The sequence below is a fragment of the Mameliella sp. LZ-28 genome, assembly GCF_012274245.1.
GTDB classification, from domain to species: domain Bacteria; phylum Pseudomonadota; class Alphaproteobacteria; order Rhodobacterales; family Rhodobacteraceae; genus Antarctobacter; species Antarctobacter albus.
Window position 1 is genome coordinate 460588 of the sequence record NZ_JAANYX010000022.1, and the last position, 24097, is coordinate 484684.

The 24097-nt window shown below is 65.1% G+C and carries 29 protein-coding genes; 17 read left to right on the forward strand and 12 right to left on the reverse strand.

The annotated features are described in order from the left end of the window. Positions 1-53: 53 nt before the first annotated feature. The 6 genes from G9Q80_RS14695 to folK all read right to left on the reverse strand — a co-directional run bounded on the left by G9Q80_RS14695 (position 54) and on the right by folK (position 5673). Positions 54-887, reverse strand: coding sequence for a 2OG-Fe(II) oxygenase (locus G9Q80_RS14695; RefSeq protein ID WP_043142307.1), 834 nt, complete (start codon positions 885-887; stop codon positions 54-56). A gap of 113 nt (positions 888-1000) precedes the next feature. Beyond that, positions 1001-1750: a pyridoxine 5'-phosphate synthase gene (locus tag G9Q80_RS14700; protein WP_043142304.1), complete on the reverse strand. Its 750-nt coding sequence runs from the start codon at positions 1748-1750 to the stop codon at positions 1001-1003. A 94-nt stretch (positions 1751-1844) separates the two neighbouring features. Continuing rightward, positions 1845-2480, reverse strand: a complete 636-nt coding sequence (locus G9Q80_RS14705; RefSeq protein ID WP_043142302.1) for a DUF2062 domain-containing protein — start codon at positions 2478-2480, stop codon at positions 1845-1847. A 16-nt stretch (positions 2481-2496) separates the two neighbouring features. After that, the gene (locus G9Q80_RS14710) at positions 2497-4647 is read right to left on the reverse strand and encodes a RelA/SpoT family protein (RefSeq protein WP_088714462.1); all 2151 of its coding nucleotides are present in this window, start codon (positions 4645-4647) and stop codon (positions 2497-2499) included. A gap of 28 nt (positions 4648-4675) precedes the next feature. After that, positions 4676-5029, reverse strand: coding sequence for a DNA-directed RNA polymerase subunit omega (gene rpoZ / locus G9Q80_RS14715; RefSeq protein ID WP_043142299.1), 354 nt, complete (start codon positions 5027-5029; stop codon positions 4676-4678). Between the two features lie 83 nt (positions 5030-5112). Continuing rightward, a complete protein-coding gene (gene folK, locus G9Q80_RS14720) occupies positions 5113-5673 on the reverse strand; it encodes a 2-amino-4-hydroxy-6-hydroxymethyldihydropteridine diphosphokinase (RefSeq protein WP_043142296.1) in 561 nt (186 codons plus the stop codon). Positions 5674-5810: 137 nt separating this feature from the next. On the opposite strand from folK, the gene G9Q80_RS14725 reads away from it, so the two are divergent. The 6 genes from G9Q80_RS14725 to G9Q80_RS14750 all read left to right on the forward strand — a co-directional run bounded on the left by G9Q80_RS14725 (position 5811) and on the right by G9Q80_RS14750 (position 9709). After that, positions 5811-6383, forward strand: a complete 573-nt coding sequence (locus G9Q80_RS14725) for a LabA-like NYN domain-containing protein (protein ID WP_043142294.1) — start codon at positions 5811-5813, stop codon at positions 6381-6383. Positions 6384-6581: 198 nt separating this feature from the next. Further along, entirely contained in the window at positions 6582-7538 is a 957-nt protein-coding gene (gene ispH / locus G9Q80_RS14730) for a 4-hydroxy-3-methylbut-2-enyl diphosphate reductase (protein ID WP_088714463.1), read from the forward strand. Between the two features lie 7 nt (positions 7539-7545). Then, positions 7546-7998, forward strand: a complete 453-nt coding sequence (locus G9Q80_RS14735) for a DUF3429 domain-containing protein (RefSeq protein WP_074622336.1) — start codon at positions 7546-7548, stop codon at positions 7996-7998. Positions 7999-8039: 41 nt separating this feature from the next. Then, positions 8040-8630 carry a class I SAM-dependent DNA methyltransferase gene (locus tag G9Q80_RS14740; protein ID WP_088714464.1) on the forward strand — a complete coding sequence of 197 codons (591 nt, stop codon included), beginning with the start codon at positions 8040-8042 and terminating at the stop codon, positions 8628-8630. Then, complete coding sequence (rnhA, locus tag G9Q80_RS14745; protein WP_043142287.1) at positions 8623-9075, forward strand: ribonuclease HI; 453 nt, start codon at positions 8623-8625, stop codon at positions 9073-9075. Before G9Q80_RS14740 ends, rnhA begins: the two co-directional genes overlap by 8 nt. 13 nt (positions 9076-9088) lie before the next feature. Further along, complete coding sequence (locus G9Q80_RS14750; protein WP_074622339.1) at positions 9089-9709, forward strand: trimeric intracellular cation channel family protein; 621 nt, start codon at positions 9089-9091, stop codon at positions 9707-9709. A 135-nt stretch (positions 9710-9844) separates the two neighbouring features. On the opposite strand, the gene G9Q80_RS14755 is transcribed toward G9Q80_RS14750, so the two are convergent. Then, positions 9845-11020 (reverse strand): MalY/PatB family protein, encoded by a 1176-nt coding sequence (locus tag G9Q80_RS14755; RefSeq protein ID WP_088714465.1) that lies wholly within the window; start codon positions 11018-11020, stop codon positions 9845-9847. 103 nt (positions 11021-11123) lie between these two features. Here G9Q80_RS14755 and def (G9Q80_RS14760) point away from each other — a divergent pair, with 103 nt between their 5' ends. The 7 genes from def (G9Q80_RS14760) to G9Q80_RS14790 all read left to right on the forward strand — a co-directional run bounded on the left by def (G9Q80_RS14760) (position 11124) and on the right by G9Q80_RS14790 (position 15442). Further along, entirely contained in the window at positions 11124-11651 is a 528-nt protein-coding gene (gene def / locus G9Q80_RS14760) for a peptide deformylase (RefSeq protein ID WP_043142282.1), read from the forward strand. Then, the gene (gene def, locus G9Q80_RS14765; protein ID WP_088714466.1) at positions 11648-12151 is read left to right on the forward strand and encodes a peptide deformylase; all 504 of its coding nucleotides are present in this window, start codon (positions 11648-11650) and stop codon (positions 12149-12151) included. The genes def (G9Q80_RS14760) and def (G9Q80_RS14765) overlap by 4 nt, the downstream gene beginning before the upstream one ends. Then, the gene (gene def / locus G9Q80_RS14770; protein WP_088714467.1) at positions 12148-12642 is read left to right on the forward strand and encodes a peptide deformylase; all 495 of its coding nucleotides are present in this window, start codon (positions 12148-12150) and stop codon (positions 12640-12642) included. Before def (G9Q80_RS14765) ends, def (G9Q80_RS14770) begins: the two co-directional genes overlap by 4 nt. Before the next feature lie 65 nt (positions 12643-12707). After that, on the forward strand, positions 12708-13619 hold the full coding sequence (fmt, locus tag G9Q80_RS14775; RefSeq protein ID WP_088714468.1) for a methionyl-tRNA formyltransferase: 912 nt from the start codon (positions 12708-12710) through the stop codon (positions 13617-13619). Positions 13620-13677: 58 nt separating this feature from the next. Next, entirely contained in the window at positions 13678-13917 is a 240-nt protein-coding gene (locus G9Q80_RS14780; RefSeq protein WP_088714469.1) for a hypothetical protein, read from the forward strand. 204 nt (positions 13918-14121) lie between these two features. Further along, positions 14122-14355 (forward strand): GlsB/YeaQ/YmgE family stress response membrane protein, encoded by a 234-nt coding sequence (locus G9Q80_RS14785; protein WP_043142272.1) that lies wholly within the window; start codon positions 14122-14124, stop codon positions 14353-14355. Positions 14356-14452: 97 nt separating this feature from the next. After that, on the forward strand, positions 14453-15442 hold the full coding sequence (locus tag G9Q80_RS14790; RefSeq protein ID WP_088714470.1) for a glutathione S-transferase family protein: 990 nt from the start codon (positions 14453-14455) through the stop codon (positions 15440-15442). A gap of 6 nt (positions 15443-15448) precedes the next feature. Here the strand turns inward: G9Q80_RS14790 and G9Q80_RS14795 are convergent, their stop codons facing one another. Next, positions 15449-15805 carry a response regulator transcription factor gene (locus G9Q80_RS14795; RefSeq protein ID WP_332835988.1) on the reverse strand — a complete coding sequence of 119 codons (357 nt, stop codon included), beginning with the start codon at positions 15803-15805 and terminating at the stop codon, positions 15449-15451. A 242-nt stretch (positions 15806-16047) separates the two neighbouring features. Here G9Q80_RS14795 and G9Q80_RS14800 point away from each other — a divergent pair, with 242 nt between their 5' ends. After that, on the forward strand, positions 16048-17223 hold the full coding sequence (locus tag G9Q80_RS14800; RefSeq protein ID WP_088714472.1) for a lytic murein transglycosylase: 1176 nt from the start codon (positions 16048-16050) through the stop codon (positions 17221-17223). A 75-nt stretch (positions 17224-17298) separates the two neighbouring features. Here the strand turns inward: G9Q80_RS14800 and ade are convergent, their stop codons facing one another. Further along, positions 17299-18993 (reverse strand): adenine deaminase, encoded by a 1695-nt coding sequence (ade, locus tag G9Q80_RS14805; RefSeq protein ID WP_088714473.1) that lies wholly within the window; start codon positions 18991-18993, stop codon positions 17299-17301. A gap of 146 nt (positions 18994-19139) precedes the next feature. Here ade and choX point away from each other — a divergent pair, with 146 nt between their 5' ends. Continuing rightward, positions 19140-20060, forward strand: coding sequence for a choline ABC transporter substrate-binding protein (gene choX / locus G9Q80_RS14810; protein ID WP_088714545.1), 921 nt, complete (start codon positions 19140-19142; stop codon positions 20058-20060). Positions 20061-20092: 32 nt separating this feature from the next. On the opposite strand, the gene G9Q80_RS14815 is transcribed toward choX, so the two are convergent. After that, complete coding sequence (locus tag G9Q80_RS14815) at positions 20093-20728, reverse strand: glutathione S-transferase family protein (RefSeq protein ID WP_198549963.1); 636 nt, start codon at positions 20726-20728, stop codon at positions 20093-20095. A gap of 131 nt (positions 20729-20859) precedes the next feature. On the opposite strand from G9Q80_RS14815, the gene choW reads away from it, so the two are divergent. Continuing rightward, positions 20860-21690 (forward strand): choline ABC transporter permease subunit, encoded by an 831-nt coding sequence (choW, locus tag G9Q80_RS14820; RefSeq protein WP_074622348.1) that lies wholly within the window; start codon positions 20860-20862, stop codon positions 21688-21690. Continuing rightward, positions 21687-22700: a choline ABC transporter ATP-binding protein gene (gene choV, locus G9Q80_RS14825; protein ID WP_069207987.1), complete on the forward strand. Its 1014-nt coding sequence runs from the start codon at positions 21687-21689 to the stop codon at positions 22698-22700. The genes choW and choV overlap by 4 nt, the downstream gene beginning before the upstream one ends. On the opposite strand, the gene G9Q80_RS14830 is transcribed toward choV, so the two are convergent. Together G9Q80_RS14830 and G9Q80_RS14835 are read right to left on the reverse strand one after the other, a co-directional pair. Then, a complete protein-coding gene (locus G9Q80_RS14830; RefSeq protein WP_088714475.1) occupies positions 22697-23305 on the reverse strand; it encodes an enoyl-CoA hydratase/isomerase family protein in 609 nt (202 codons plus the stop codon). The genes choV and G9Q80_RS14830 overlap by 4 nt on opposite strands. Then, positions 23302-24057 carry an SDR family oxidoreductase gene (locus G9Q80_RS14835; protein WP_088714476.1) on the reverse strand — a complete coding sequence of 252 codons (756 nt, stop codon included), beginning with the start codon at positions 24055-24057 and terminating at the stop codon, positions 23302-23304. The genes G9Q80_RS14830 and G9Q80_RS14835 overlap by 4 nt, the downstream gene beginning before the upstream one ends. Positions 24058-24097: the final 40 nt, after the last annotated feature.

Genomic DNA, 24097 nt, shown 5'->3' on the forward strand with positions numbered 1-24097 from the left:
CGCGAGGGGGCGAGGCGGGGTTTTCCCGACCTCGCGTGGTCTAGGTGACCTGATCAGAAGCCGAAGCGCTGCAACCGCCCGATCACCTTGCGGAAAATGACCGGCGGCAGGACTTCCTGCAGCATGTCGGCGCGTTTCACCTGCCGGTCGACCTGGTCCTTGGTTCCGGGGCGGGGCTTGAACAGCGTCGTGTGGGATTTGCGCGTGTAATCCCAGGTGGCGGTGTAATAATACAGCGCCAGCGACATGCGCGGCTCTCCGTCGGGGTGGTTCACGGTCTCGGGGTTGCCGTGCCAGGTGTCGGAGCCGGTGTTGAAACAGCACATGCGGTTGAAGAGCGGCACGAATCCCGCGACCTTTTCCGTCATGTCGGTGTTCCAGATCTCGAAAGAGCCGCCGTATTCCTCTTTCCAGTCCTTGTTGAGGTAGATGAGGATATTCAGCCGCCGTTCCAGGTTGAGCTTCTGGTTGTGGTTGAAATCCGCGTGGATATCGAGATGCCCGCCGTTGGCGACCACATGCACGCCGCCGCCCGCGAAATAGGGGTCCGGGATCAACCCGTTGATCCCGGTCATCTCTTCGAGGAAGCGCACGAAGGGGCGCGAGTTCAGGACGTAGAACAGGTTGCGCGTATAGGGCGGCAGCCGCTCCGGCAGGTAGCTGGACTTCAGCTTTTCCTGCGGGCGGTTGAACATGTCCTCGGCCTCGGGCAGCTGTTTCAGCTCTTCCAGCACCCGGTCCAGAACCTCTGCGGGCAGGAAATCATCAAAGCTGCCATAGGGGTAAGGAGTGCGGGTGCGATAGCTGTCTGCCGCCGCGGCGCCCGCCGCCTTGGCGGCCGCGGCGTCGATGGCAAGCGTTTCGGGGTCCATTTGTATGACGGGCATGACGACACCTCGGGCAATTGCACGCGTTCGCGCCGAGTATACCCGTCTTTACGGCAAAAAAGTGGTGACAATCGTAAGGAATGCGGCGGACCGGGCGACCGGTCCGTCCGGGGTCAGGTGCGGGCGGCGTCCATCAGGCGGCGCATTTCCGAGATGGCCGGGCCGAGACCGCGAAAGATCGCTTCTCCCACCAGGAAGTGGCCGATGTTCAGTTCCATGACCTCGGGGAAGGCGGCGACGGGCTGAACGGTGTCATAGGTCAGCCCGTGCCCGGCGTGAACCTCCAGTCCCAGAGAGTGCGCATAGGCTGCCATCTCGCGCATCCGTTCCAGTTCCGCGTCGCGCTTGTCGAAATGGCCCTCGGCATGGAAATCGCAATAGGCGCCGGTGTGCAGTTCGATCACCTGCGCTCCGATCCGATGTGCGGCCTCGATCTGGCGCTGGTCGGCGGCGATGAAGATCGACACCCGGCATCCTGCCTCGCGCAGGGGCGCGATGAAATGTGCCAGCTTGTTTTCTTCGCGCGCGACCTCCAGCCCGCCCTCGGTGGTCTTTTCCTCGCGCTTTTCGGGCACGATGCAGACGGCGTGCGGCTTGTGACGAAGGGCGATCTTCTGCATCTCGTCGGTGGCGGCCATCTCGAAGTTGAGCGGCACGCTCAGGTTTTCCATCAATCCGTCGATGTCCGCGTCCGAGATATGGCGCCGGTCCTCGCGCAGGTGCGCGGTGATGCCATCGGCGCCCGCTTCCTCGGCCAGCTTGGCGGCCCGGATCGGGTCGGGATAGGCGCCTCCACGTGCATTTCGCACGGTTGCGACGTGATCGATGTTGACGCCAAGGCGCAGCTGTCCGGTTTGGGTCATGATGGCGATCCCCGTTCTGGAATTTGATCAAAAGCTAGAGCGGCGGGCGGGAAAATGAAAGCCGGAATCGGGAGGTTCCGGCGGGCCGGGGCGGTCACTTGGCCTCGCGCGCCTTTTTCTTCTTCAGCTCGGCCAGCTTGGCCTTGATGGCCCCCTTGCGGCGGTTCTGAAAGGCGGTGATCAGCGGCAGCGAGACGTAATAGGCGATAGTGCCCGCGATCAGCCCGGGAAGGATGCCGCCCACCATGTAGGGAAAGAATACCTCGTCGTAGAAGATCTTGAGGTGGCTCCAGTCGGTCTTGTCCGGGGTGAAGATGGCGATGAAATTGTCCCACAGGTCCTGGCCCGCCTTGACGAATTTCTTGCCGATGCTGCCGTGATCCTTGTCCGCCTCGAGACCCAGCAGCCAGTACCCCGTCTTCATCGCGATCACGCCGATCGGCACATAGGTCAGCGGGTTGCCGAAGAATGTCGACAGGATCGCCGCCAGGATGTTGCCCCGCATGATCCAGGCGATCAGCGCGGCAGTGAAGAAGTGAAACCCGTAGAAGGGCGTGAAGGTCGTCAGGACACCGGCAAAGATGCCACGCGCGATCCTGTCGGGCGGATCGGGCAGGCGGTTGACACGCAACTGGACATACCGCGCCGCCCGCGCCCAGCCGCCGCGCGGCCAGAGCGCTTCGAGCACGATCCGGCCGATGGGCCGTCTGTCGCGTCTCTTGAAGACCAAGTTGTGCCTTTCCTGCCTATTCTGCCGCTTCCGTCGCCGCAGCCGGAACCGATTCAAGCCCGGGGTCGCGTCGACGGACGACAGAGGCCACGTGGCTTTCCGCCTCCAGCGTGGAGATCAGGGAATGCAGATGTTCTGCATCTCGCAGATCAATGTCCATCATGAGGCGGTAAAAATCCGGTTTGCGTGCGAGGAAATTCAAATCAGAAATATTGGCCTTGGTCTCGCCAATCAATGTGCAAATCCGTCCCAGGACGCCTGCATCGTTGCCGATGGTGAGTTCAAGTGACACCGTGTAGACGGCCGGGTGCTTGCCCTCGGCCCAATGCAGGTCCAGCCAGCGTTCCGGTTGGTCCTCATGGTCGGCCAGGGCGGCACAGTCGATGGCGTGTACGGCGACGCCCTGCCCGCGATGCGCAAGCCCGACGATTCGTTCGCCCGGCAGCGGCTGGCAACATTTCGCCCGCTCGAAACCCTGCCCGTGTTCAAGGCCCACGACAGCGCGCTTCATCTCGATCTCGCCGTCGTCCTGGATGGCGAGGTTGGGATAGACCGCCTCGACCACCTCGGAGGTGGTCAGCTCGGCGCTGCCCAGCCGCGCCAGCAGGGTTTCCGTGTCTTCCAGCCGCAGCGTCGCCGCCGCCTTTTCCAGCACCTTGTCGGTGGCCTTCTTGCCGCGCGATTCGAAGGCGGCGCGGGCCAGTTCGTGGCCCAGCTTGGCGTAGCGTTCCTTGTTGGCCTCGCGCAGAGCGCGACGGATGGCGGATTTCGCCTTGCCCGTCGTTGCCATGTCCAGCCAGGTCGCCTGCGGCGCCTGGCCCTCGGCGGTGATGATCTCGACCGACTGGCCGTTCTTCAACCGTGTCCACAGCGGCACGCGGATACCGTCAACCTTGGCGCCGACGCATTTCGACCCGATCCGCGTGTGAATCGCATAGGCATAGTCGATCGGCGTCGCGCCACGGGGCAGTTTCACCACGTCGCCCTGGGGGGTAAAGCAGAAGACCTTGTCGGAATACATCTCCAGCTTGACCGCCTCGAGGAAGGCGTCGTGGTCCTCCTCGGCGTCGAACTGTTCGGTGACAGAGGCGATCCACTTGGCGGGATCGACGGCAAAGCGGTTCTCTGCCGGCACCCCGTCACGATAGGACCAATGCGCGGCAACCCCGGTCTCGGCGACCTCGTGCATCTCGCGGGTGCGGATCTGAACCTCGACCCGCTTGCCGTCGCGCCCCGACACGGTGGTGTGGATTGAGCGGTAGCCGTTGGTCTTTGGCTGGCTGATATAGTCCTTGAACCGGCCGGGGATGGATTTCCAGCGCTGGTGGATGGCACCAAGCGCGCCGTAGCAGTCCCCTTCAGACCGGGTGATGACGCGAAAGCCGTAGATGTCGGAGAGGCGGGAAAAGCCGATCTTCTTTTCCTGCATCTTGCGCCAGATCGAATAGGGCTTTTTCGCGCGGCCAAAGACCTCGGCCTCGACGCCTGCCTTTTCCAGTTCGTGGCGCATGTCTGTCGTGATGCGCTGCACCACGTCGCCGGTTTCGCGCTGCAAGGTGATGAAGCGGCGGATGATGCTGTCGCGGCCCTTGGGATTCAGCACGCGAAAGGCGTGGTCCTCCAGTTCCTCGCGCATCCACTGCATGCCCATCCGGCCTGCCAGCGGGGCGTAGATGTCCATCGTCTCGCGCGCCTTCTGCACCTGCTTGTCGGGGCGCATGGCGCGGATGGTGCGCATGTTGTGCAGCCGGTCGGCCAGCTTGACCAGGATCACGCGCAGGTCCTTGGACATGGCCATGAACAGCTTGCGGAAGTTTTCCGCTTGCTTGGTTTCGGAGCTGGACAGCTGGAGGTTGGTCAGCTTGGTGACACCATCGACCAGTTCGGCGATCTCGCGCCCGAACCGCTGCTCGACCTCGGCAAAGGTCGAACGCGTGTCCTCGATCGTGTCATGCAGCAGGGCGGTGATGATGGTGGCGTCGTCGAGCTGTTGCTCGGTCAGGATCGCCGCCACCGACACCGGATGCGAAAAATAGGGCTCGCCCGACTTGCGGAACTGCCCCTCGTGCATGTCGCGGCCATAGTCATAGGCCGCGGTGATCAGGTCTGCGTTTGTGCGCGGATTGTAGTTGCGGACGAGATCGACGAGGTCTTCTGCCGAGATCATGTCAGCACCACACCGCCGGCCCGGGGGCTCAGCCCTGACCCTGCGCCTCCATGAGCGCGCGCAGCAGCTTTTCCTCGGACATGTCGTCTTCTTGCGGCTTGTCCTGCTCTGCACCCATCAGCAGGGCCATCGCGTCCTCTTCGGGCTCGTCGACCTCGATCTGGGTCTGGTTCGATTCGATCAGACGCTCGCGCAACTCGTCGGCGGACTGGGTTTCCTCGGCGATCTCGCGCAGGGCGACCACCGGGTTCTTGTCGTTGTCGCGGTCGACCGTGATCGCGGCACCGGAGGACACTTCGCGCGCACGATGTGCGGCCAGCATCACCAGTTCGAACCGGTTCGGGACCTTGTCGACGCAATCTTCTACCGTCACGCGTGCCATGAAAAGCGCTCCGTTATCCTGTTACGAGGGCCTCAGAAAGGCATGACATACCGCGCCCTTGCCCGGGATACAAGGGGGTGTCCTTACAGGGCCATGACTTCGGCGCGGTCCTGCCGGGGCAGGGCCGCCAGCATCTCGGCCACCGTAGCGCCTGTCAGAGGATGACGCCAGCCCGACGCGATATCCGCCAACGGCACCAGCACGAAGGCACGGTCCTGCAGGCGGGGATGCGGCAGGATCAATTCGTCGGGAACCTCCTGTGTCTGCCGTTCCAGGGGCAGCCCGCGCCAGTGCGCCTGGCCTTCCGGGTCGGGCCGCACAAGGTCGCCCGCGGCCAGCAGATCGAGGTCCAGCGGGCGGCTGGCCCATCGCGTTCCGCGGGTGCGACCGAACTCTGCCTCGATGCCATGCAGGATGTCCAATACTACCTCAGGGTGATCGGGGCCCGTCACCGAGACGCAGGCATTCACGAAATCCGGCCCGTTGCCGGGCGGAAAACAGGGGGTTGCGAAAAAGCGGCTGACCCGGCGCAGGCGCAGCCCCGAGGCGGCCATCGCGGTCAGCGCTGCGGCCAGGGTGTCGCTGCTGCCGCCCGCGCTGGACGGCAGGTTCGAGCCGAGTGCTATAAGGAATTCTTGTGCCATTTGCCCTAACGTACTATTCTTTTGAGACTTCCCTGCGCCTTGCGATGCGCGGAAAAAACCATAATCTTAGCCGGACGCGCCCGCTACCACTCACTCACTCACGGACTTGGCGGGCCGATTGGACGAAAGGAAATTTTATGTTCTACAAGGACGAACGGCTTGCGCTGTTCATAGATGGCTCCAATCTCTACGCAGCGGCGAAGGCTCTCGGGTTTGATATCGACTACAAGCTCCTGAGACAGGAATTCGCACGTCGTGGCAAGATGGTTCGGGCCTTCTACTACACGGCGCTTCTGGAGAACGATGAGTACTCTCCTATTCGCCCTCTGGTTGATTGGCTCCACTACAACGGCTTCACGATGGTGACCAAGCCGGCAAAGGAGTATACGGACAGCCAAGGGCGCCGCAAGGTCAAGGGCAACATGGACATCGAGCTGACGGTCGATGCGATGGAGCTGGCCCCGCGGGTGGATCACATCGTGCTGTTCTCCGGTGACGGCGACTTCCGTCCGCTGGTCGAAAGCCTCCAGCGGCAGGGCGTGCGGGTTTCGGTGGTCTCGACCATCCGGTCGCAGCCCCCGATGATCGCCGACGAGTTGCGCCGCCAGGCCGACAACTTCATCGAGCTCGACGAGCTGCGTGAAGTCATCGGTCGTCCGCCGCGCGACACCCAGGTCGAACGCAACTTCGAGGTCGCCTCGAGCAAGTAAGGCCACAGGCTGCAGCCCCGGCAACCGCTCCACAGGGATGAGAGGGCGGTAACAGGGCAGGGCGGCCCGGAACGGTGGGGACGGTGCGCTGCGCCGTCCCTTTCCTTTTGACCTGTCCTGCTTCGGCATAGGGGCACACTGGACGAGCAGGGGCCAAGGTCTTAGGTCAGGGGACAGCACAGGACGAAAGGCCGCGCGATGACCGACAGACTGCCGCCGCTCACTCTCTACCTGGCCGCGCCGCGCGGCTTCTGCGCCGGTGTCGACCGGGCGATCAAGATCGTGGAAATGGCGCTCGAGAAATGGGGCGCGCCGGTCTATGTCCGCCACGAGATCGTCCATAACAAGTATGTCGTCGACGATCTGCGCGCCAAGGGGGCCGTCTTTGTCGAGGAGCTGGAAGACTGCCCCGACGACCGCCCGGTGATCTTTTCCGCGCACGGCGTGCCGAAATCCGTTCCGGCAGAGGCCTCCAGGCGCGAAATGATCTATGTCGATGCGACCTGCCCGCTGGTTTCCAAGGTACATATCGAGGCCGCCCGCCACCACGAGAACGGGTTGCAGATGGTCATGATCGGCCATGCCGGCCACCCCGAGACCGTGGGGACGATGGGTCAGCTGCCGCCGGGCGAGGTGCTGCTGGTCGAAACGGTCGAGGACGTGGCCCATGTCGAGGTGCGCGATCCCCAGCGCCTGGCCTTCGTGACACAGACGACCCTGTCCGTCGACGATACGATCGACATCGTGGCCGCGCTCCGGACGCGTTTCCCGGCCATCGTCGGCCCGCACAAGGAAGACATCTGCTACGCCACCACCAACCGCCAGGAGGCGGTCAAGGCGCTGGCGCCAAAGGCCGATGCGCTGTTGGTGGTGGGCGCGCCAAACTCGTCGAATTCGAAACGCCTGGTCGAGGTCGGGCGCCGCGCGGGCTGTGCCTATTCGCAGCTGGTCCAGCGCGCCACGGATATCGACTGGCGCGCGCTGGAAGGCATCGGATCGGTGGGGGTCACCGCCGGGGCCTCGGCGCCCGAGGTCCTGATCGAGGAGGTCATCGACGCCTTCCGCGCCCGCTATGACGTCACGGTCGAATTGGTCGAAACCGCGCAGGAAAATGTCGAGTTCAAGGTGCCGCGCGTTCTGCGCGAACCGGCCTGATCCGCCCATGTCCCGGATCCCCCGCTCTGCCCTGATCCTTGGCCTGGCCGGCGTGCTGCCTTTCGGCTGGGGTGTTCTGACCTTGCTGTCCCCCGGCCTGCACGATTGGGCCACTGGCTTCCTTGGGCCGCGTTTCGTCGGCCCCTATGTCCAACTGTTCTACGGTGCGGTGATCCTGTCCTTCATGTCCGGCGTGCTGTGGGGCTTTGCCACCAAGGCCGAAGGCAGCCGCGCGACCACCGGCTACGTGCTTTCCGTCATTCCCGCGCTCTGGGCCTTTTTCACCACGGGCGGCGGCGAGACCGCTGCCGCTCTCAACCTGACCTTCGGATTTCTGGCGCTGTTGCTGCTGGATGCCGCCTTCTGGCGCTGGGGATTGGCGCCGCCGTGGTGGATGCGGTTGCGTATCCTGCTGACGGCTCTGGTCGTCGCCTGCCTGCTGCTCACCGCACTGCTCTGAACCGGCTTGCGAAGGGCGCCGGAAAAGGCCAGACCACCGCCATGACAGACCGCGAGACCATCCGTATCTATGACAGCCGGGCCGAGGACTACGCCCGCGTCACCGCCTCCGACGCCCCGGACGCCACTCTTCGGGCCTTCATCGAGGCCCTGCCGGAAAAGGCGCATGTGCTCGACCTCGGCTGCGGCCCGGGCCTCTCGGCGCGCCACATGGCCGCCGCCGGGCATCATGTCGACGCTTGGGATGCCTCCGCCGCGATGATGGAACTGGCGTCGGCCCATCCCGGGGTCAGCGCGCGCCAGGCCGATTTCGATTCGTTGGACGCAGAGGCTGCCTATGATGGCATCTGGGCCAATTTCAGCCTGCTGCACGCCCCGCGTGAGGCCATGCCCCGCCATCTGGCGGCCATTCACCGCGCGCTGAAACCGGGCGGGCTGTTCCATGTCGGGGTGAAAACCGGCACCGGCAGCAAGCGCGACGACCTCGGCCGCCTCTATACCTATTACACCGAAGCCGAACTCTCCGGCCTCCTGCGGGCCGCGGGTTTCACGCCCGGCTCCTTCCGCCACGGCGAGGACCTCGGCCTCGACAACGTCATGGCCCCCTGGATCACGGTGACTGCCCATGCCTGAGCTTTTTGCCTATACAGATGGCGCCTGTTCCGGAAACCCCGGCCCGGGCGGCTGGGGCGCCCTGCTGCGCGCGATGGACGGCGAGACGGTCGTCAAGGAGCGTGAACTGAAGGGCGGAGAGGCGCAGACCACCAACAACCGGATGGAACTGCTGGCGGCGATCAACGCGCTGGAAAGTCTTGCCCGCCCCTCGACCATAACCGTCGTGACCGACAGCGCCTACGTCAAGAACGGCGTCACCGGATGGATCCACGGCTGGAAGCGCAACGGATGGAAGACCGCCGCCAAGAAACCCGTCAAGAACGTCGAGCTCTGGCAGCGGCTGGACGAGGCGCAAAAGCGCCACCAGGTGACCTGGGAATGGGTCAAGGGCCACGCCGGCCACCCGGAAAACGAACGCGCCGACGAACTGGCGCGCGCGGGCATGGCGCCCTTCAAGAAATGACGGCGGACCGCGCATGAGCCTGCTGGTCCTGCTCGACTATGCCGCCGTACTGGTCTTTGCCCTGACCGGCGCGCTGGTGGCCAGCCGGGCACAGCTGGACATCGTGGGGTTTGCCTTTCTCGCCGGTCTGACGGGGCTGGGGGGCGGCACCCTGCGCGACACGCTGCTGAACCGCACGCCGATCTGGATTGCCGACCAGACCTACCTTGCCGTGGTGACAGGCGCCGCCGTTCTGGTCTTTTTCACCGCCCACCTGCTTGAAAGCCGGATGCGCGCAATCCTCTGGCTGGACGCGCTGGCGCTGGGGGTCGCCGTTGCCGCCGGGGCCGGAGTGGCGCAGGGGCTGGGCCAACCCGTTGGCGTGGTGCTGGTCATGGGCATCGCCACCGGCTGTGCCGGAGGGCTGGCGCGCGACGTGGTCGCCAACGAACTGCCGCTGGTGCTGAAACAGGGGGAACTTTACGTCACCTGTGCCCTCGCCGGATCCCTGGCCGGCGTCCTGGCCACCCGGGCCGGGGCTTCGCCCGCGCTCAGCGCGGGCCTCGTGGCGCTGGTGACCATCGGGCTGCGTGCCGGGTCGTTGACGCTGGGCTGGCGCCTGCCGGTCTATCGTCCTCGCCCGCCGCGACAGTGACCTCCGGCGCGCGCCTCGCTCCGCCTTCGGTGTTTCTTTGGGCTGAAAATACCTCCGGGGAGCGCGAGGGGCTGGCCCCTCGCACCCGCCACGCCCAAAGGGCGCGACGGGCTGGATTGGGCGCAAATCCGACCTTCACTGCAGGTCGGAAAACGCCTCCTGAAGCCTTGCAACCGCCTCGGCCACCCGCGCCCGGGGCGTGGCAAAGTTGAACCGCACGAAGGACTCTCCACCACTGCCGAAAGTCTCGCCGTGGTTCACGGCGATCCGTGCTTCCTTTTCCACCCGCCGGGTGAATTCTTCGGGGGCCATGCCTGTTCCCGCGAAGTCGACCCAGGCCAGGTAGGTTGCCTGCATCGGCATCGACTGCACGCCCGGGATGGCGTTCACGCCCTCGTCGAACAGCCGCCTATTGCCGTCCAGATAGGCGCAAAGCTCGTCGACCCAGGCCGCGCCCTCGGGCGAATAGGCAGCCGTCGCCGTGACCATGCCGAACGAGTTGGGCGACATGCCAAGCCCTGCCATGACCTCGCCAAAGCGTTTGCGAAGGGGGGTATCGGGGATAATGACATTGCCGATATGGCTGCCCGCCATGTTGAAGGTCTTGGTGGTGGCCGACATCATCACCAGCCGGTCCTCGATCCCCGCATCGATCTTGGCCATCGGGATGTGCTTTTCGCCCGGCATCAGCAGGTCGTGGTGGATCTCGTCCGAGACCAGCACCAGATCATGCCGCTTGGCGAACTCGGCCAGCCCGCGCAGCTCGTCCTCTGTCCAGACCCGGCCACCGGGATTGTGCGGCGAACACAGCATCACCAGTTTCTCACGCCCGGTCATCATGGCGTCGTAGGCGTCGAAGTCCATTTCGTAGCGGCCGTTGTTCATCACCAGCGGGCATTCCACCACCTCGCGGCCTGCGGCGCGGATCACCCGCGCAAAGGCGTGATAGACCGGCGTGAACAGTACCACGCCGTCGCCCGGCTCGGTATAGGCCTGCAGGCACAGGCCCGTCCCGTTCACCAGCCCATGCGTGGAAAAGATCCAGTCGGGCGAGATCTCCCAGCCGTGCCGGGTGTCCAGCCACCAGCGGATCGCGTCCCGATAGGCGGTATCGGGGCCGAAATAACCGAACAGGCCGTGGTCGACCATCCGCTGCAGGGCGGAGGACACGCAGTCCGGCGGGCGGAAATCCATGTCCGCGACCCACATCGCCAGCCCGTCCTCTGGCGAGACGCCATAGACCTTCTCCATCATGTCCCACTTGGTCGAATGCGTGCCTACGCGGTCGATGTCCTCGTCAAACCGGCTCATGACTCTGCCCTTTCTGCGACTTTGACGCGCAAGCTATCCGTCCCGGTGTCAGGTGCAAGGGGCCGCGCTTGCCTATGTTGTCCGTGATGCTTAAATCGGGCGCATGAAACGGCCGATCCTTATTCACCCCGACCCCCGCCTGAAAAAGGCCTGTGCCCCCGTCGACGATCTGTCGGACGATCTGCGCAGCCTTTCGGACGACATGCTGGAAACCATGTACGCCGCCCCGGGCATCGGGCTGGCCGCGCCGCAGATCGGTATCCTGTCGCGGCTGATCGTGCTGGACTGCGCGAAAAAGGATGACGGGGACGACCCGCGCCCGCTGGTCATGTTCAACCCGCAGGTGGTGGCCAGCAGCGATGAACGCAACGTCTACGAGGAAGGCTGTCTTTCCATCCCCGACCAGTATGCCGATGTCGAACGGCCCAAGGTGGTGGATGTCGAGTGGCTCGACCGTGACGGCAAGCTGCAGCGCGAAACCTTCGACGGGCTCTGGGCGACCTGCGTCCAGCACGAGATCGACCACCTCGACGGCAAGCTCTTCATCGACTACCTGAAACCGCTTCGGCGGCAGATGATCACCCGCAAGATGGTCAAGCTCAAGAAAGAGAGGGCGCGGGAAAAGGCGTGAGCATCCTTCCGATCCTGAAATGGCCCGACCCGCGCCTGGCTTTGCCCTGTGCCCCGGTCGAGGACCCCGCCGCGCTCGAGGCGCTGGTAACGGACATGTTCGAAACCATGTACGATGCGCCTGGCCGTGGGCTTGCCGCGCCGCAGGTCGGCGTGATGCAGCGGTTCTTTGTCATGGACGCGGGCTGGAAAGAGGGGGACATGACCCCGCTTGTCTGCATCAACCCGGCGATCCTCTCGGCCTCTGACGAACAGGCCGTGGCGACAGAGGGCTGTCTCTCCGTCCCGGGCGTGACGGCAGAGGTGACCCGCCCGGCGGAGATCACCCTTGCCTTCACCGACCTGACGGGCGCCGCGCGGCAACTGACCCTGACAGGGGCCGAGGCCACCATCGCCCAGCACGAATACGACCATCTCGACGGGGTGCTGCATTTCGACCGGCTGGACCGGGCGGGGCGCGATGCGCTCTTGGCGGCCTATGAAGCAGGGCAGGGCACATGAGCGTACGTCCTTTCGTTCCCTGGCCGGACAAGCGCCTGCGCACCGCCGCCAGGCCGGTCGCTGAAATCACCGACGAGATCCGTGCCATCTGGGATGACATGATCGACACGATGGAGGCGATGCCCGGCGTCGGCCTTGCCGCGCCGCAGATCGGCGTGATGTTGCGACTTGCGGTGGTGGATGCCTCCGAGGAACGTGGCAAGCCCCTGCGCATGGCCAACCCGGAGATCCTGCATGCCTCGGTCGAATTCCGTGACCATGATGAGGCGAGCCCCAACCTGCCCGGCGTGCATGCGAAAATCAGCCGCCCGCGCGCCGTGACCGTCACCTACACCGACCCGCAGGGAATGAAAGTGCGCAAGGATCTTGTCGGTCTCTGGGCCACCTCGGTCCAGCATCAGATCGACCACCTGAACGGGCGGATGTATTTCGACCGGCTCAGCAAGATGAAACGCGACATGCTGCTGCGCAAGGCCCGCAAACGCGCCTGACGCCGTCTGGTCTCGCCCGCCTGCCTGCGCTACACCCGCGACATGATCACCGCAGGAGCAGGTACATGCGCGTTGTCTTCATGGGCACCCCCGATTTCTCCGTCCCGGTTCTCGACGCGCTGCACGCGGCGGGCCATGACATCGCCTGCGTTTATTGCCAGCCACCGCGCCCCGCCGGACGGGGCAAGAAGGACCGCCCGACCCCGGTGCACCAGCGCGCCCTTGCGCTGGGCCTGCCCGTCCGGCACCCTGAGCGGCTGAAATCGCCTGAGGACCAGGCCGCATTCGCCGATCTGAACGCCGATGTGGCGGTTGTGGTCGCCTACGGGCTGATCCTGCCGCGGCCGGTGCTGGATGCGCCGAAACACGGCTGTCTCAACATCCACGCCTCGCTGCTGCCCCGCTGGCGCGGCGCAGCCCCGATCCACCGCGCCATCATGGCCGGAGACCCGGAAACCGGCGTATGCATCATGCAGATGGAAGCGGGGCTCGACACCGGCCCGGTGCTGCTGCGCGAGGCCACGCCCATCGGGGCAACGGAAACCACCGGGGAACTGCACGACCGGCTCAGCCGGATGGGCGCCCAGCTCGTCACGCAGGCGCTCGACCGGATCGACGACCTGGTGCCCGAGCCTCAGCCCGAGGAGGGGGTCACCTATGCCGCGAAGATCGACAAGGCCGAGGCCGCCGTCGACTGGACCCGACCTGCTGAGGAGATCTCGCGCCAGGTTCGCGGCCTTGCGCCCTTTCCCGGGGCCTGGACCACGTACGGCGGTGACCGGATAAAGCTGCTGGGCGCCGAACCGGCAGAGGGGCAAGGCGCGCCGGGTACGCTGCTGGACGACCGCTTTACCGTGGCCTGCGGGACCGGCGCCCTGCGCATCACCCGCGCGCAACGGGCGGGCAAGGGCGCGCAGGACGCCGCCACCTTCCTCAACGGTTGCCCCCTGCCCAGGGGCACACAGCTGGGAGGTTGACCCTCTGGGCATCGCGCGCCCGGACCCTTATCGTGCCCGCGGACGCAAGGAGACCCGCATGTTCCCCACCCTGATCGGCACCGTGGTCATCGCCGGGATCACCGGCTATCTCTCCGAGAAATCGGGCTTTACCCGCAACGGCATCCTGCAAAGCATCATCATATGCATCGGTGGTGCCTTCCTGTTCTACTTTGTCACCATCATGTTCGGCATCGGATTTCGCAGTCCCGGTGTAAACGCCATCCTCTCTTCGATCGGGGCGCTGATCATCGTGCCGACCCACTGGCGCCGGCGCTGACCTCAAGCGACCGACTTGAGGCGGGCGGGCAGGGGGCTCTGCCCCCGTCTCCCTTCGGTCGACTCCCCCGAGGGTATTTGGAAAACCAAAGAAGCAGCGGCGGCCGCTCCGGGTGCCGGCAACACGCTCATCAATTCCCCATTGCGCCGCCGTCCCGCTCGCCTATCCTGCCCATAGAGACGCGCCAGCCCAACAGGAGCACCCATGCATATCGTCTGGCTCATCATTGTCGGCGCCGCCGCCGGTTTCCTTGCCACCCGCATGATGAGGATGGAAACCGGCATCCTGCCGACCATCGCCATCGGCATCGGCGGGGCGCTGATCGGCGGCCTTGTCCTGCGCTTCCTGCTGACCATGACCGGGCTTCTGGCGGGACTCGTGGGCGCGGTGCTGGGGGCCTTGCTGCTGATCTGGGTCTGGCAGACCTTCATGCGGTAGACGGGCTTGTGCGCCAGCACAGGCCCCCTGCGCGCCGGTTGGCCTTGGTGCGCGGGCCTTGTGGCTCTACCTCCTTGCCAGGTCAAAGGAGGACATCATGGGACAACTTGTTGAGGGCACCTGGCATGAGGGCTGGTATGACACCGGAAAGACCGGCGGCAAGTTCGTGCGGTCGGAGTCGAGCTGGCGCAACTGGATCACCGCCGATGGCGCCCCCGGCCCGACGGGCGAGGGCGGGTTCAAGGCCGAACCGGGCCGCTATCATCTCTATGTCAGCTATGCCTGTCCCTGGGCGCATCGCGCGCTGATATTTCGCCAGCTCAAGGGGTTGGAGGACCTGATCACCGTCAGCGCCGTGCATCCGGACATGCTGGGCGACGGCTGGACCTTCGAGACCGACGACAAGGGCGCCACGGGCGACACTCTGTATGGCCTGCCCTTCCTGCGTGACATCTATACCAAGGCCGATCCGCAGGCGACGACCCGCGTCACCGTCCCGGTGCTCTGGGACAAGCACCGCGAAACCATCGTCTCGAACGAAAGTGCCGAGATCATCCGCATGTTCAACAGCGCGTTCGACGGGATCACCGGCAACACGCAGGACTTCTGGCCAGAGGCGTTGCGCGAGGCGATCGAGCCGGTGAATGCACGCATCTACGACACGCTGAACAACGGCGTCTACAAATCGGGCTTTGCGACCACGCAAGAGGCCTATGACTCCGCCGTTCATCCGTTGTTCGACACGCTGGACTGGATCGAGGACCGGCTGTCGCACAACCGCTACCTGATGGGCGACCGGGTCACCGAGGCCGACTGGCGGCTGTTCACCACGCTGATCCGGTTCGACAAGGTCTATCACGGTCACTTCAAGTGCAACCGTGCGCGGATCGTCGACTATCCGAACCTCTGGGCCTACACCCGCGAGCTATACCAGTGGCCGGGCGTGGCAGAGACGGTGAATTTCGACCATATTACGCGGCATTACCATTATAGCCACGAAACGGTGAACCCGAATCGCATCGTGCCCATCGGGCCGGAGCTGGATCTTGGAGCGCCGCATGGGCGTGACCGGCTGCGCGCCGCCTGAACCGCGTCAACCCGCGCGGGCGTAGTGCCGGACCATCGTGGCCAGGTCGTCGGGCGAAGTGCTGCTGGGCAGGAAGGCACAGGCATTTGCGCAGAGATTGAAGATCGACCCATCTGAAAAGAAGGTCGTGTTGGTGACGAAGATGATCCGCGCCTCGGGTTGGCGGAACTGCGCCAGGTCGGAGACCGCCAACGCGTTGCCGCCATCCAGCACCACGTCCAGGATGATGATGTCGAAACTCTGTGCCGCAAGCAGGTCAAAGGCGACCTCCTCGGTGGAGGCCGTCCAGACACGGGCACCTCCACGCTGGATATGCCTCTGCCACAGCTGAGCCAGCGGCTCGCTGTTTTCCACGATCAGCACGTTCAAGCGACTCTCCTCGCACCCAGCACAGGGACAGACCATCCCCGGTGAACCGTTCCTTGCCTTCATCATGTGTTCACAGGAGTGAAGAAACGGTTAATTGCCATGAGAATTTTGAATAAACGGTAAATACCCGCCCCGGTTGTCGGGTATGCGCCGTCGGGCGCCCACACCCCGAAGCACGCTTGCCCCGGGCGCCGGTGTTGATACTGTGCTGCCAAAGAGAGCAAGCGAGGAATTCCATGCGGTTTTCGGCAATTATCGGTGCAGTGATGCTGGCGGGCGCGGCTCAGGCGCAGGACGTTCCCTGCGGCGGCAGCTTTGGCGCCTTCGTCGACGGTCTGGCGCAAGAGGCGGTCACGCAGGGACATGACCCCGCAACGGTTCGGCAGTTTTTCGCCAGCGCCCAGCAAAGCGATGCCGTGTTGCGGGCCGATCGCCGTCAGGGGATCTTCCAGGATCCCTTCATCACCTTCTCGCGCAAGCTGATCAGCCAGTACCGGTTGGACAAGGGGCGCCAGATGGCGGACCGTTACGACTCTGTCTTTGACCGGATCGAGCGGGAATTCGGCCTCTCGCGCGGTGTCCTGCTGGCCTTTTGGGCCTTCGAGACGGATTTCGGCGCCTTCCAGGGCGATTTCAACACGCTGAACGCGCTGGTGACGCTGGCGCATGACTGCCGTCGCCCGGAAATCTTCCGGCCGCAGATCTTCTCGGCGCTCAAGCTGTACGAGAACGGCGATTTCGATCCGCGCACCACGACCGGCGCCTGGGCCGGTGAGATCGGCATGGTCCAGATGCTGCCCAAGGACATCCTGATCAACGGCGTCGACGGGGACGGCGACGGCCATGTGACGCCCAAGACCTCGGCTCCGGATGCGCTGATGTCCGGTGCCAAGATGCTGTCGCATCTCGGCTGGCGCCCGAACGAGCCCTGGCTGCAGGAGGTCGAGCTGCCCTCGGACCTGGATTGGTACGACACGGGCATGCACGCCACCAAGACGGTTGCGGAATGGGAGCAGCTGGGCGTGCGCGGCAAGCATGGCGCGCTGGACGATGGCCGGCTCGAGGCATCGATCGTGATCCCGCAGGGCCGCAAAGGCCCGGCCTTCATTGCCTATCCGAACTTCAGCATCTACTTCGAGTGGAACCAGAGCTTTACCTACGTCCTGACCGCCGCCTACTTCGGCACGAGGCTGGAGGGTGCGCCGGTCTATGACGCGGGCAACCCAGAGCCGGGCCTGTCGGGTGAGCAGATGAAGCGCCTGCAGTCCAAGCTGGCCGCGCGCGGCTACGATGTGGGTAAAATCGACGGCATCCTTGGTGCGGGCACCCGTGACGCGGTACGCAACGTCCAGCGCGAACTGGGCCTGCCCGCCGATGCCTGGCCGACGCCTGCGCTGCTGAACCGTCTCTAAGCGGGACAAGGATCGGATTGCATGACGTTTCGGCCCGTTCGGGCCGAAACTATCTGGCGGCGGGAGGATCTTGCCTTACCCGATGATCTCGAAGCGGTTCACGTCCACCATGCCGCGATCGGTGATCTTCAGCGCCGGGATTACCGGCAGCGCCAGGAAGGCCAGTTGCAAGAAAGGTTCTTCCAGCGTCACACCCAGCGACTTCGCCGCCGCCCGCAGATCGACCAACCGGGCGCGGACCTCTTCGAAGGGCTCCAGGCTCATAAGTCCTGCAACGGGCAGCGCCAGTTCGGCCAGCACCCGTCCGTCCCGCGCCACCACGAAACCGCCCTCGATCTCTGACAGCCGGTTGGCGGCCACGGCCATGTCGGCGTAATCCACGCCGACGCAGGCGATGTTGTGGTGGTCGTGGCAGACAGTCGAGGCAATGGCCCCGGCCTGCAGGCCAAAGCCCTTCACGAAACCCGTCGCGATATTGCCGTTCCTGCCGTGCCGTTCCACCACGGCGATGCGCACCAGGTCACGCGCCGCGTCGGGCGCCTTGTCACCGTCCACGATGGGGATGTCCTCGTGCAGGTGATCGGTCAGGATCTGGCCCTCTCGGATGCCGATCACATCCGTTTCGACCCGGTTCGCCCGCGCCCGGAAATTCTCGGGTGAGACCCGCGGCGCCTTGACCGAAGCACGCCCCACGGGCGCCACCGTCTCGCGGGCCGCAAACGCCGCCTCCGAGAGCACCACGCCGCCCGCAAGCACCATCCGCGCGTCGCAAGCCTCCAGCGATCCGACGGCCACGATGTCTGCCCGTTTGCCCGGCGCGATCATGCCGCGATCCTTGAGGCCAAAGGCCTCGGCCGCCGAAAGGCTGGCCGCGCGATAGACCGCCAGGGGCGACGATCCCAGCCGGATCAACTCGCGGATCATGTAATCCAGGTGCCCGTGTTCGCCGATGTCCAGCGGGTTGCGGTCGTCGGTACAGAGGCACATGTAGGGCGCCGTTCGTTCATTCAGCAGCGGTTGCAGCGCATGAAGGTCCTTGGAAACCGAGCCTTCGCGGATCAGCACCCGCATCCCCTTGCGCAGCTTCTCCAGGGCTTCATCCGCGCTGGTCGCCTCGTGCTCGGTCCGGATGCCCGCCGCGACATAGGCGTTCAGGTCCGTGCCGGACAGCAACGGGCAATGCCCGTCCACATGTCCGCCCTCGAACAGGCGCAACTTGTCCATGCAGCCGGGATCGCGATGGATCACGCCGGGGAAGTTCATGAACTCCGCCAGACCCAGGCCCGAGGGATGCCCCATCAGCCCGGCGATCTCTGCCGCGGTCAGTTCGGCCCCGGCGGTTTCCATGTGGGTCGAGGGCACGCAGGACGACAGCTGGACCTTGATGTCGATCAGCGTGTGTCGGCTGGCCTCCTGGAAATAGCGCACGCCGGCCTCGCCGATCACGTTGGCGATTTCATGCGGGTCGCAGATGGCCGTCGTCACCCCGCGCGGACCCACGCAGCGGTCGAATTCAAAGGGCGTGACCAGAGAGGATTCGATATGCAGGTGGGTGTCGATGAACCCCGGCACCAGGATCAGGCCCGAGACGTCGATCACCTCGCGTCCCTCGTAGCGGTCCATGATGCCGACGATCGTGTCGCCGCAGATCGCGACGTCGCCCTCCAGAAACTCGCCGGTGATCAGGTCGAACACCCGCCCGCCGCGCAGCACCTTGTCCGCCGGTTCATCCCCGCGCCCCTGCGCGATGCGCTGTTCCAGATCCGCCATGATCCTGCCTTTCGAAAATTGCCTCGTACCGGATGATGGCACAGCGCTTCGCCACCTGCGAGACCTTCCGCCGCCGGTTCCATCCCGGTTGCATTGGGGCCAAAGGCACGATCTACTCACGCGCAAAACCAACCAGGGAGATTTCCATGACAAAGACCCTCACGTCCGCGCTTGCGCTGAGCCTCGTTGCGGGCACCGCGATGGCCGAATGCGGCAGCGTCACCTTTTCGGATGTCGGCTGGACCGACATCACCGCCACCACTGCCGCCACAACGCTGGTCCTGGATGCGTTGGGCTACGAGACCGACATCAAGGTGCTGTCCGTTCCGGTGACCTATACGTCGATGGCCGAGGGCGACATCGACGTCTTCCTGGGCAACTGGATGCCGACGATGGAGGCGGATATCGCGCCCTACCGTGAGGCGGGCACCGTCGATACCGTGCGTCACAACCTGCAGGGCGCCAAATACACGCTGGCCACCAATGCCGTGGGCGCCGCACTGGGGATCGCGGATTTTGCCGATATCGCCAGCCATGCGGATGCGCTGGACGAGACGATCTACGGAATCGAGCCGGGCAATGACGGCAACCGCCTGATCATGGACATGATCGACGCCGACGCCTTTGGCCTCAGCGCCTTCGAGGTCAAGGAAAGCTCGGAGCAGGGGATGCTGGCACAGGTCGGTCGCGCAGTGAAGCGCGACGAACCCGTGGTCTTCCTGGCCTGGGAACCGCACCCGATGAACGCCAACTACGACCTGACCTACCTGACCGGCGGCGACGACTACTTTGGCCCCGATCTGGGTGGGGCCACGGTCTATACCAACACCCGCGCGGGCTACGTGGATGAATGCCCCAATGTCGGCGCGCTGCTGAAGAACCTCGAGTTCACCCTCGCGATGGAAAACGAGATCATGGCGCTGATCCTCGACGAAGGCGAAGACCCCGAGGATGCCGCCAGGACCTGGCTTTCGGCCAATACCGGCGTACTGGACGGTTGGCTGGACGGCGTGACCGCAATGGACGGTGGTGACGCCAAGGCCGCCGTCATGGACGCGCTGAAGTGATCGCGGCGGGGGCGCCACGGCGCCCCCATCGGTCAGCCTTCGTCCTGTTGCGGCATCAGGGCATTGTCCATGTCCTGCGCCCGCACCGCCGCTTCACGCCCCATGATCCGCGCGATGTAGGGGGCAAAGGCTGTGCGGTCGGGCAGGGTGCCGAACTGCCGCCCCCAGGCTATCTGCGAGCCCAGGTAGACATCGACCGCCGAAAACCGGTCGCCAAGCAGGTAGGGCCGCCCGTCGGAGAGCAGCCCCTCCAGCGTATCCGTCACCGTCTCCAGGTTGCCCCAGCCGGCCCGGCCATAGGCCTGCTCATCCTGCGTGTCGAAGCCGAAAGACGCCGCCGTCACCGCCGCCTCGACCGGCCCGGCGGCAAAGAACAGCCAGCGATAGTAGGTGCCCCGCGCGTCCGATCCGGGCTCTGGCGCCAGTGCGGCCTCGGGGAAGGCATCGGCCAGATAGGCGCAGATCGCCGCGCATTCCGTCACCACCACCTCGCCATGCACCACGGTCGGCACCTTGCCCATCGGGTTCAGTGCCCGGTACGCGGGGGCCTTCATGGCGGGGCCATAATCCAGGACTTCCGTCCGGTAGGGGGCGCCGGTTTCTTCCAGCATCCAGCGGGCGATGCGCCCGCGCGACATGGGATTGGTGTAAAAGGTGATGTCACTCATGATCTCTCTCCGGCTTCCGCACGGTCAGGCTCTCATGGCGCGCGCTCGTCACCAAGCGTCAATCGGGAAACCCGCTTCACATCTGGCGGCACAGCCCTCATGCTTTGGTCAGGGAACGAAAGGGATGACATTTGGACTGGCTGACCGAGCACAAGCTCCCCGTAGGTGATGCCGCGGAGGCGGTCTTTGACTGGTTGCAGGAACACGGAGGCTGGTTTTTCGACGGCATGGCCGTGGCGATGGAGGCGCTGATCGAGGCGATCCTCTGGCTGTTGCAGACCCCGCATGAGATGCTGGTGGTGCTGCTGTTCACCGCCGCGACCGCCGCGCTGCACCGCAGTTGGCAGGTGCCCCTGATGGTCTTCCTGGGCTTTCTCTTCATCCTCAACCAAGGCTACTGGGAGGAGACGACCGAAAGCCTGACACTGGTGCTCTCGGCCTGCGTGGTCTGCATGGGGGTCGGCGTGCCCGTCGGCATCTTTGCCGCCCACAATCCCGGTCTCTACCGGTTCCTGCGTCCAGTTCTGGACCTGATGCAGACCCTGCCGACCTTCGTCTACCTGATCCCGGCCATCGTCTTTTTCGGCATCGGCATGGTGCCGGGCCTGATTGCCACGGTGATCTTTGTCGTGCCCGCGCCGATCCGCCTGACTCACCTGGGCATTTCCTCGACGCCCAAGGCGCTTTTGGAGGCGGCGGATGCCTTTGGCGCCACGCCGGGGCAAAAGCTGTGGAAGGTCGAGCTGCCCAGTGCGCTGCCGCAGATCATGGCCGGGCTGAACCAGACCATCATGCTGTCGCTGTCGATGGTGGTGATCGCGGCGCTGGTCGGCGCCGACGGGTTGGGCGTGCCCGTGGTGCGCGCGCTGAACCGGGTCGACACGGGCCTTGGGTTCGAGGCGGGGCTGATCATCGTGGTCGTCGCCATCATGCTGGACCGTGCCCTGAGGTGGAAACAATGAGCGCCGTTGCCTTCGAAAACGTCTCGATCATCTTCGGCGACCGTCCCGCCAGCGCGCTGCCCCTGGCGGATGCGGGCAAGGACCGGGGCGAGATCCAGTCTGAAACCGGCCAGGTGCTGGGCGCGCATGACTGCACGCTCAGCGTCGAGGAGGGCGAGATCGTCGTGCTGATGGGCCTGTCCGGTTCGGGCAAGTCGACGTTGCTGCGCGCGGTCAACGGGCTGAACAAGGTCGCGCGCGGGCGGGTGCTGGTGAATGACGACGGCGACATGGTCGACGTGGCCAGCTGCACCGCCGCGCGCCTGCGCCGTATCCGCCAGCGCCGCGTGGCGATGGTGTTCCAGCAATTCGGTCTGCTGCCTTGGCGCACCGTGGCCGAAAACGTGGGCTTCGGGCTGGAACTGGCGGGGCAGGGCGGCAAGGAGCGCACCGAGACCGTCAAGCGTCAGCTTGCGCTGGTGGGGCTGGCCGATTGGGGCGATCGCAAGGTCGGTGAATTGTCCGGCGGCATGCAGCAGCGCGTGGGCCTGGCCCGTGCCTTTGCCACCGAGGCGCCGGTCCTGCTCATGGATGAACCCTTTTCGGCGCTCGATCCGCTGATCCGCACCCGTCTTCAGGACGAATTGTTGGACCTGCAGAGTGAGCTGAAACGTACCATCCTGTTTGTCAGTCACGACCTCGACGAGGCCTTCAAGATCGGCAACCGCATCGCGATCATGGAAGGCGGCCGCATCGTCCAGACCGGCACCCCGCGCGAGATCTTCTCGAACCCTGCTTCGGACTATGTCGCCGATTTCGTCGCCAACATGAATCCGCTGGGCGTGCTGACCGCACGCGACGTGATGGAACCTGGCACGGGCAACGGAGCGGGCGAGATCGCGGCCGAAACCCCAATCCGGGACCTGATGCCAAGGCTGAAAGAGGGGCCTCTGACCGTGACCGAGGCGGGCGCGGCGCTGGGTCGTGTGACCTCCGACAGCGTCATCGCGCGGCTGTGTGCGAACAGCTAGACGATCAATCCCTTGATCGCGCGGGCGTGTTCCGGACCGGCGCCCACCGTGTCGGTGGTCAGCGCGCGCGCCTCGGCAAGCACGTCGCCCTCGACCAACCGGTCTATCAGGCCCCAGGCCTGTGCCTCTTCGACCGGGATCTTCTGGCCCGCCATCAGGATCATCTTGGCCCTTGCCGGACCCACCAGTGCCACGAGGCGCTTGGCGTCTGACGGTTGCGGCAGAAAGCCCAGCTTCATCACCGGGTAGAACACCTTGGCGCCGGGGACCGAGATCCGCAGGTCACAGGCCAGCGTCATGCCCATTGCCCCGCCCGCGACGGTCCCGTTCAGCGCGCTGATCGTCAGGCCCGGGTGTCGGGCAATCGCGCCCGATAGCCGTTCCCACAGTGGCGAGACAGCCAGACCTGCCTTCGCCGCTTCGAGATCCGCACCGGCGGAGAACACCTTGCCCGCACCGGTCAGGATCAGCGCCCGGGCGCCCGTCTGGGCATCCTCGGCGATGTCGCACAGCTCTTCGAGCATCCGGGCGGTCAGCGAGTTGGCCTTTTCGGGCCGGTCGATCGTGGCGATCCACAGCCCGTCGTCGCGGTCCAGACGGATCATGTCAGTCCCACTGCCTTGCGAATGCTCTCATCCCGCAGGGAAACCTCATCACCCAGCCAGCCGTCCGCCGCGTCGGAACACATCCAGACCAGCGTCTTGGCAACCCATTCGGGCGGGATATGGGCCGACCAGTCCAGCTGGCTGACCGGGTTTATGCCGCTGGCCTTGATCTCGCGCTGCATCTGCGTGGCCACCGTCCCGGGGGAAAGCGAGATCGCCCGCATCCCCTGGTCGCGGTATTCCTTGTCCATCATGCGGGTCAGCATCAGCGCACCGGCCTTGGACGAACAGTAGTGCGACCAGCCCTCGACAGGCCCGTGCGCCGCGCCAGACCCGATGGTCAGCACCGTGCCGCCGCCGGAGTCGAGCATCACGGGCAGTGCCGCGCGCATGCCGTGGAACACTCCCTTGAGGTTGATGTCGATGACCTCTCCCCAGGCCTCGGGATTGGCATCGGCCATGCGGGCCACGGGTTCGATCACGCCGGCGTTGTTCACAAGGATGTCCAGGCTGCCGTGCGCCTGAAGGCATTTGGTCACCGCCTGTTCCACCTCCCAGTAACGGGCGATGTCGCAGGGGATCGCCACCGCCTGTTCGCCGATCTCGCCGGCCAGGTCCGCGATCGCCTCGGCAGAGCGCGCGACCAGCGCCACCCGTGCCCCCGCCGCGGCGAATGCCCGCGCCGCCTCGGCCCCGATCCCGCGGCTTGCGCCCGTGATCAGTACCGTTTTTCCGCTCAGATCGCTGCTCATGCCCAGTCTCCTGATGGAATTGGTGATTTGCGCCACAAAT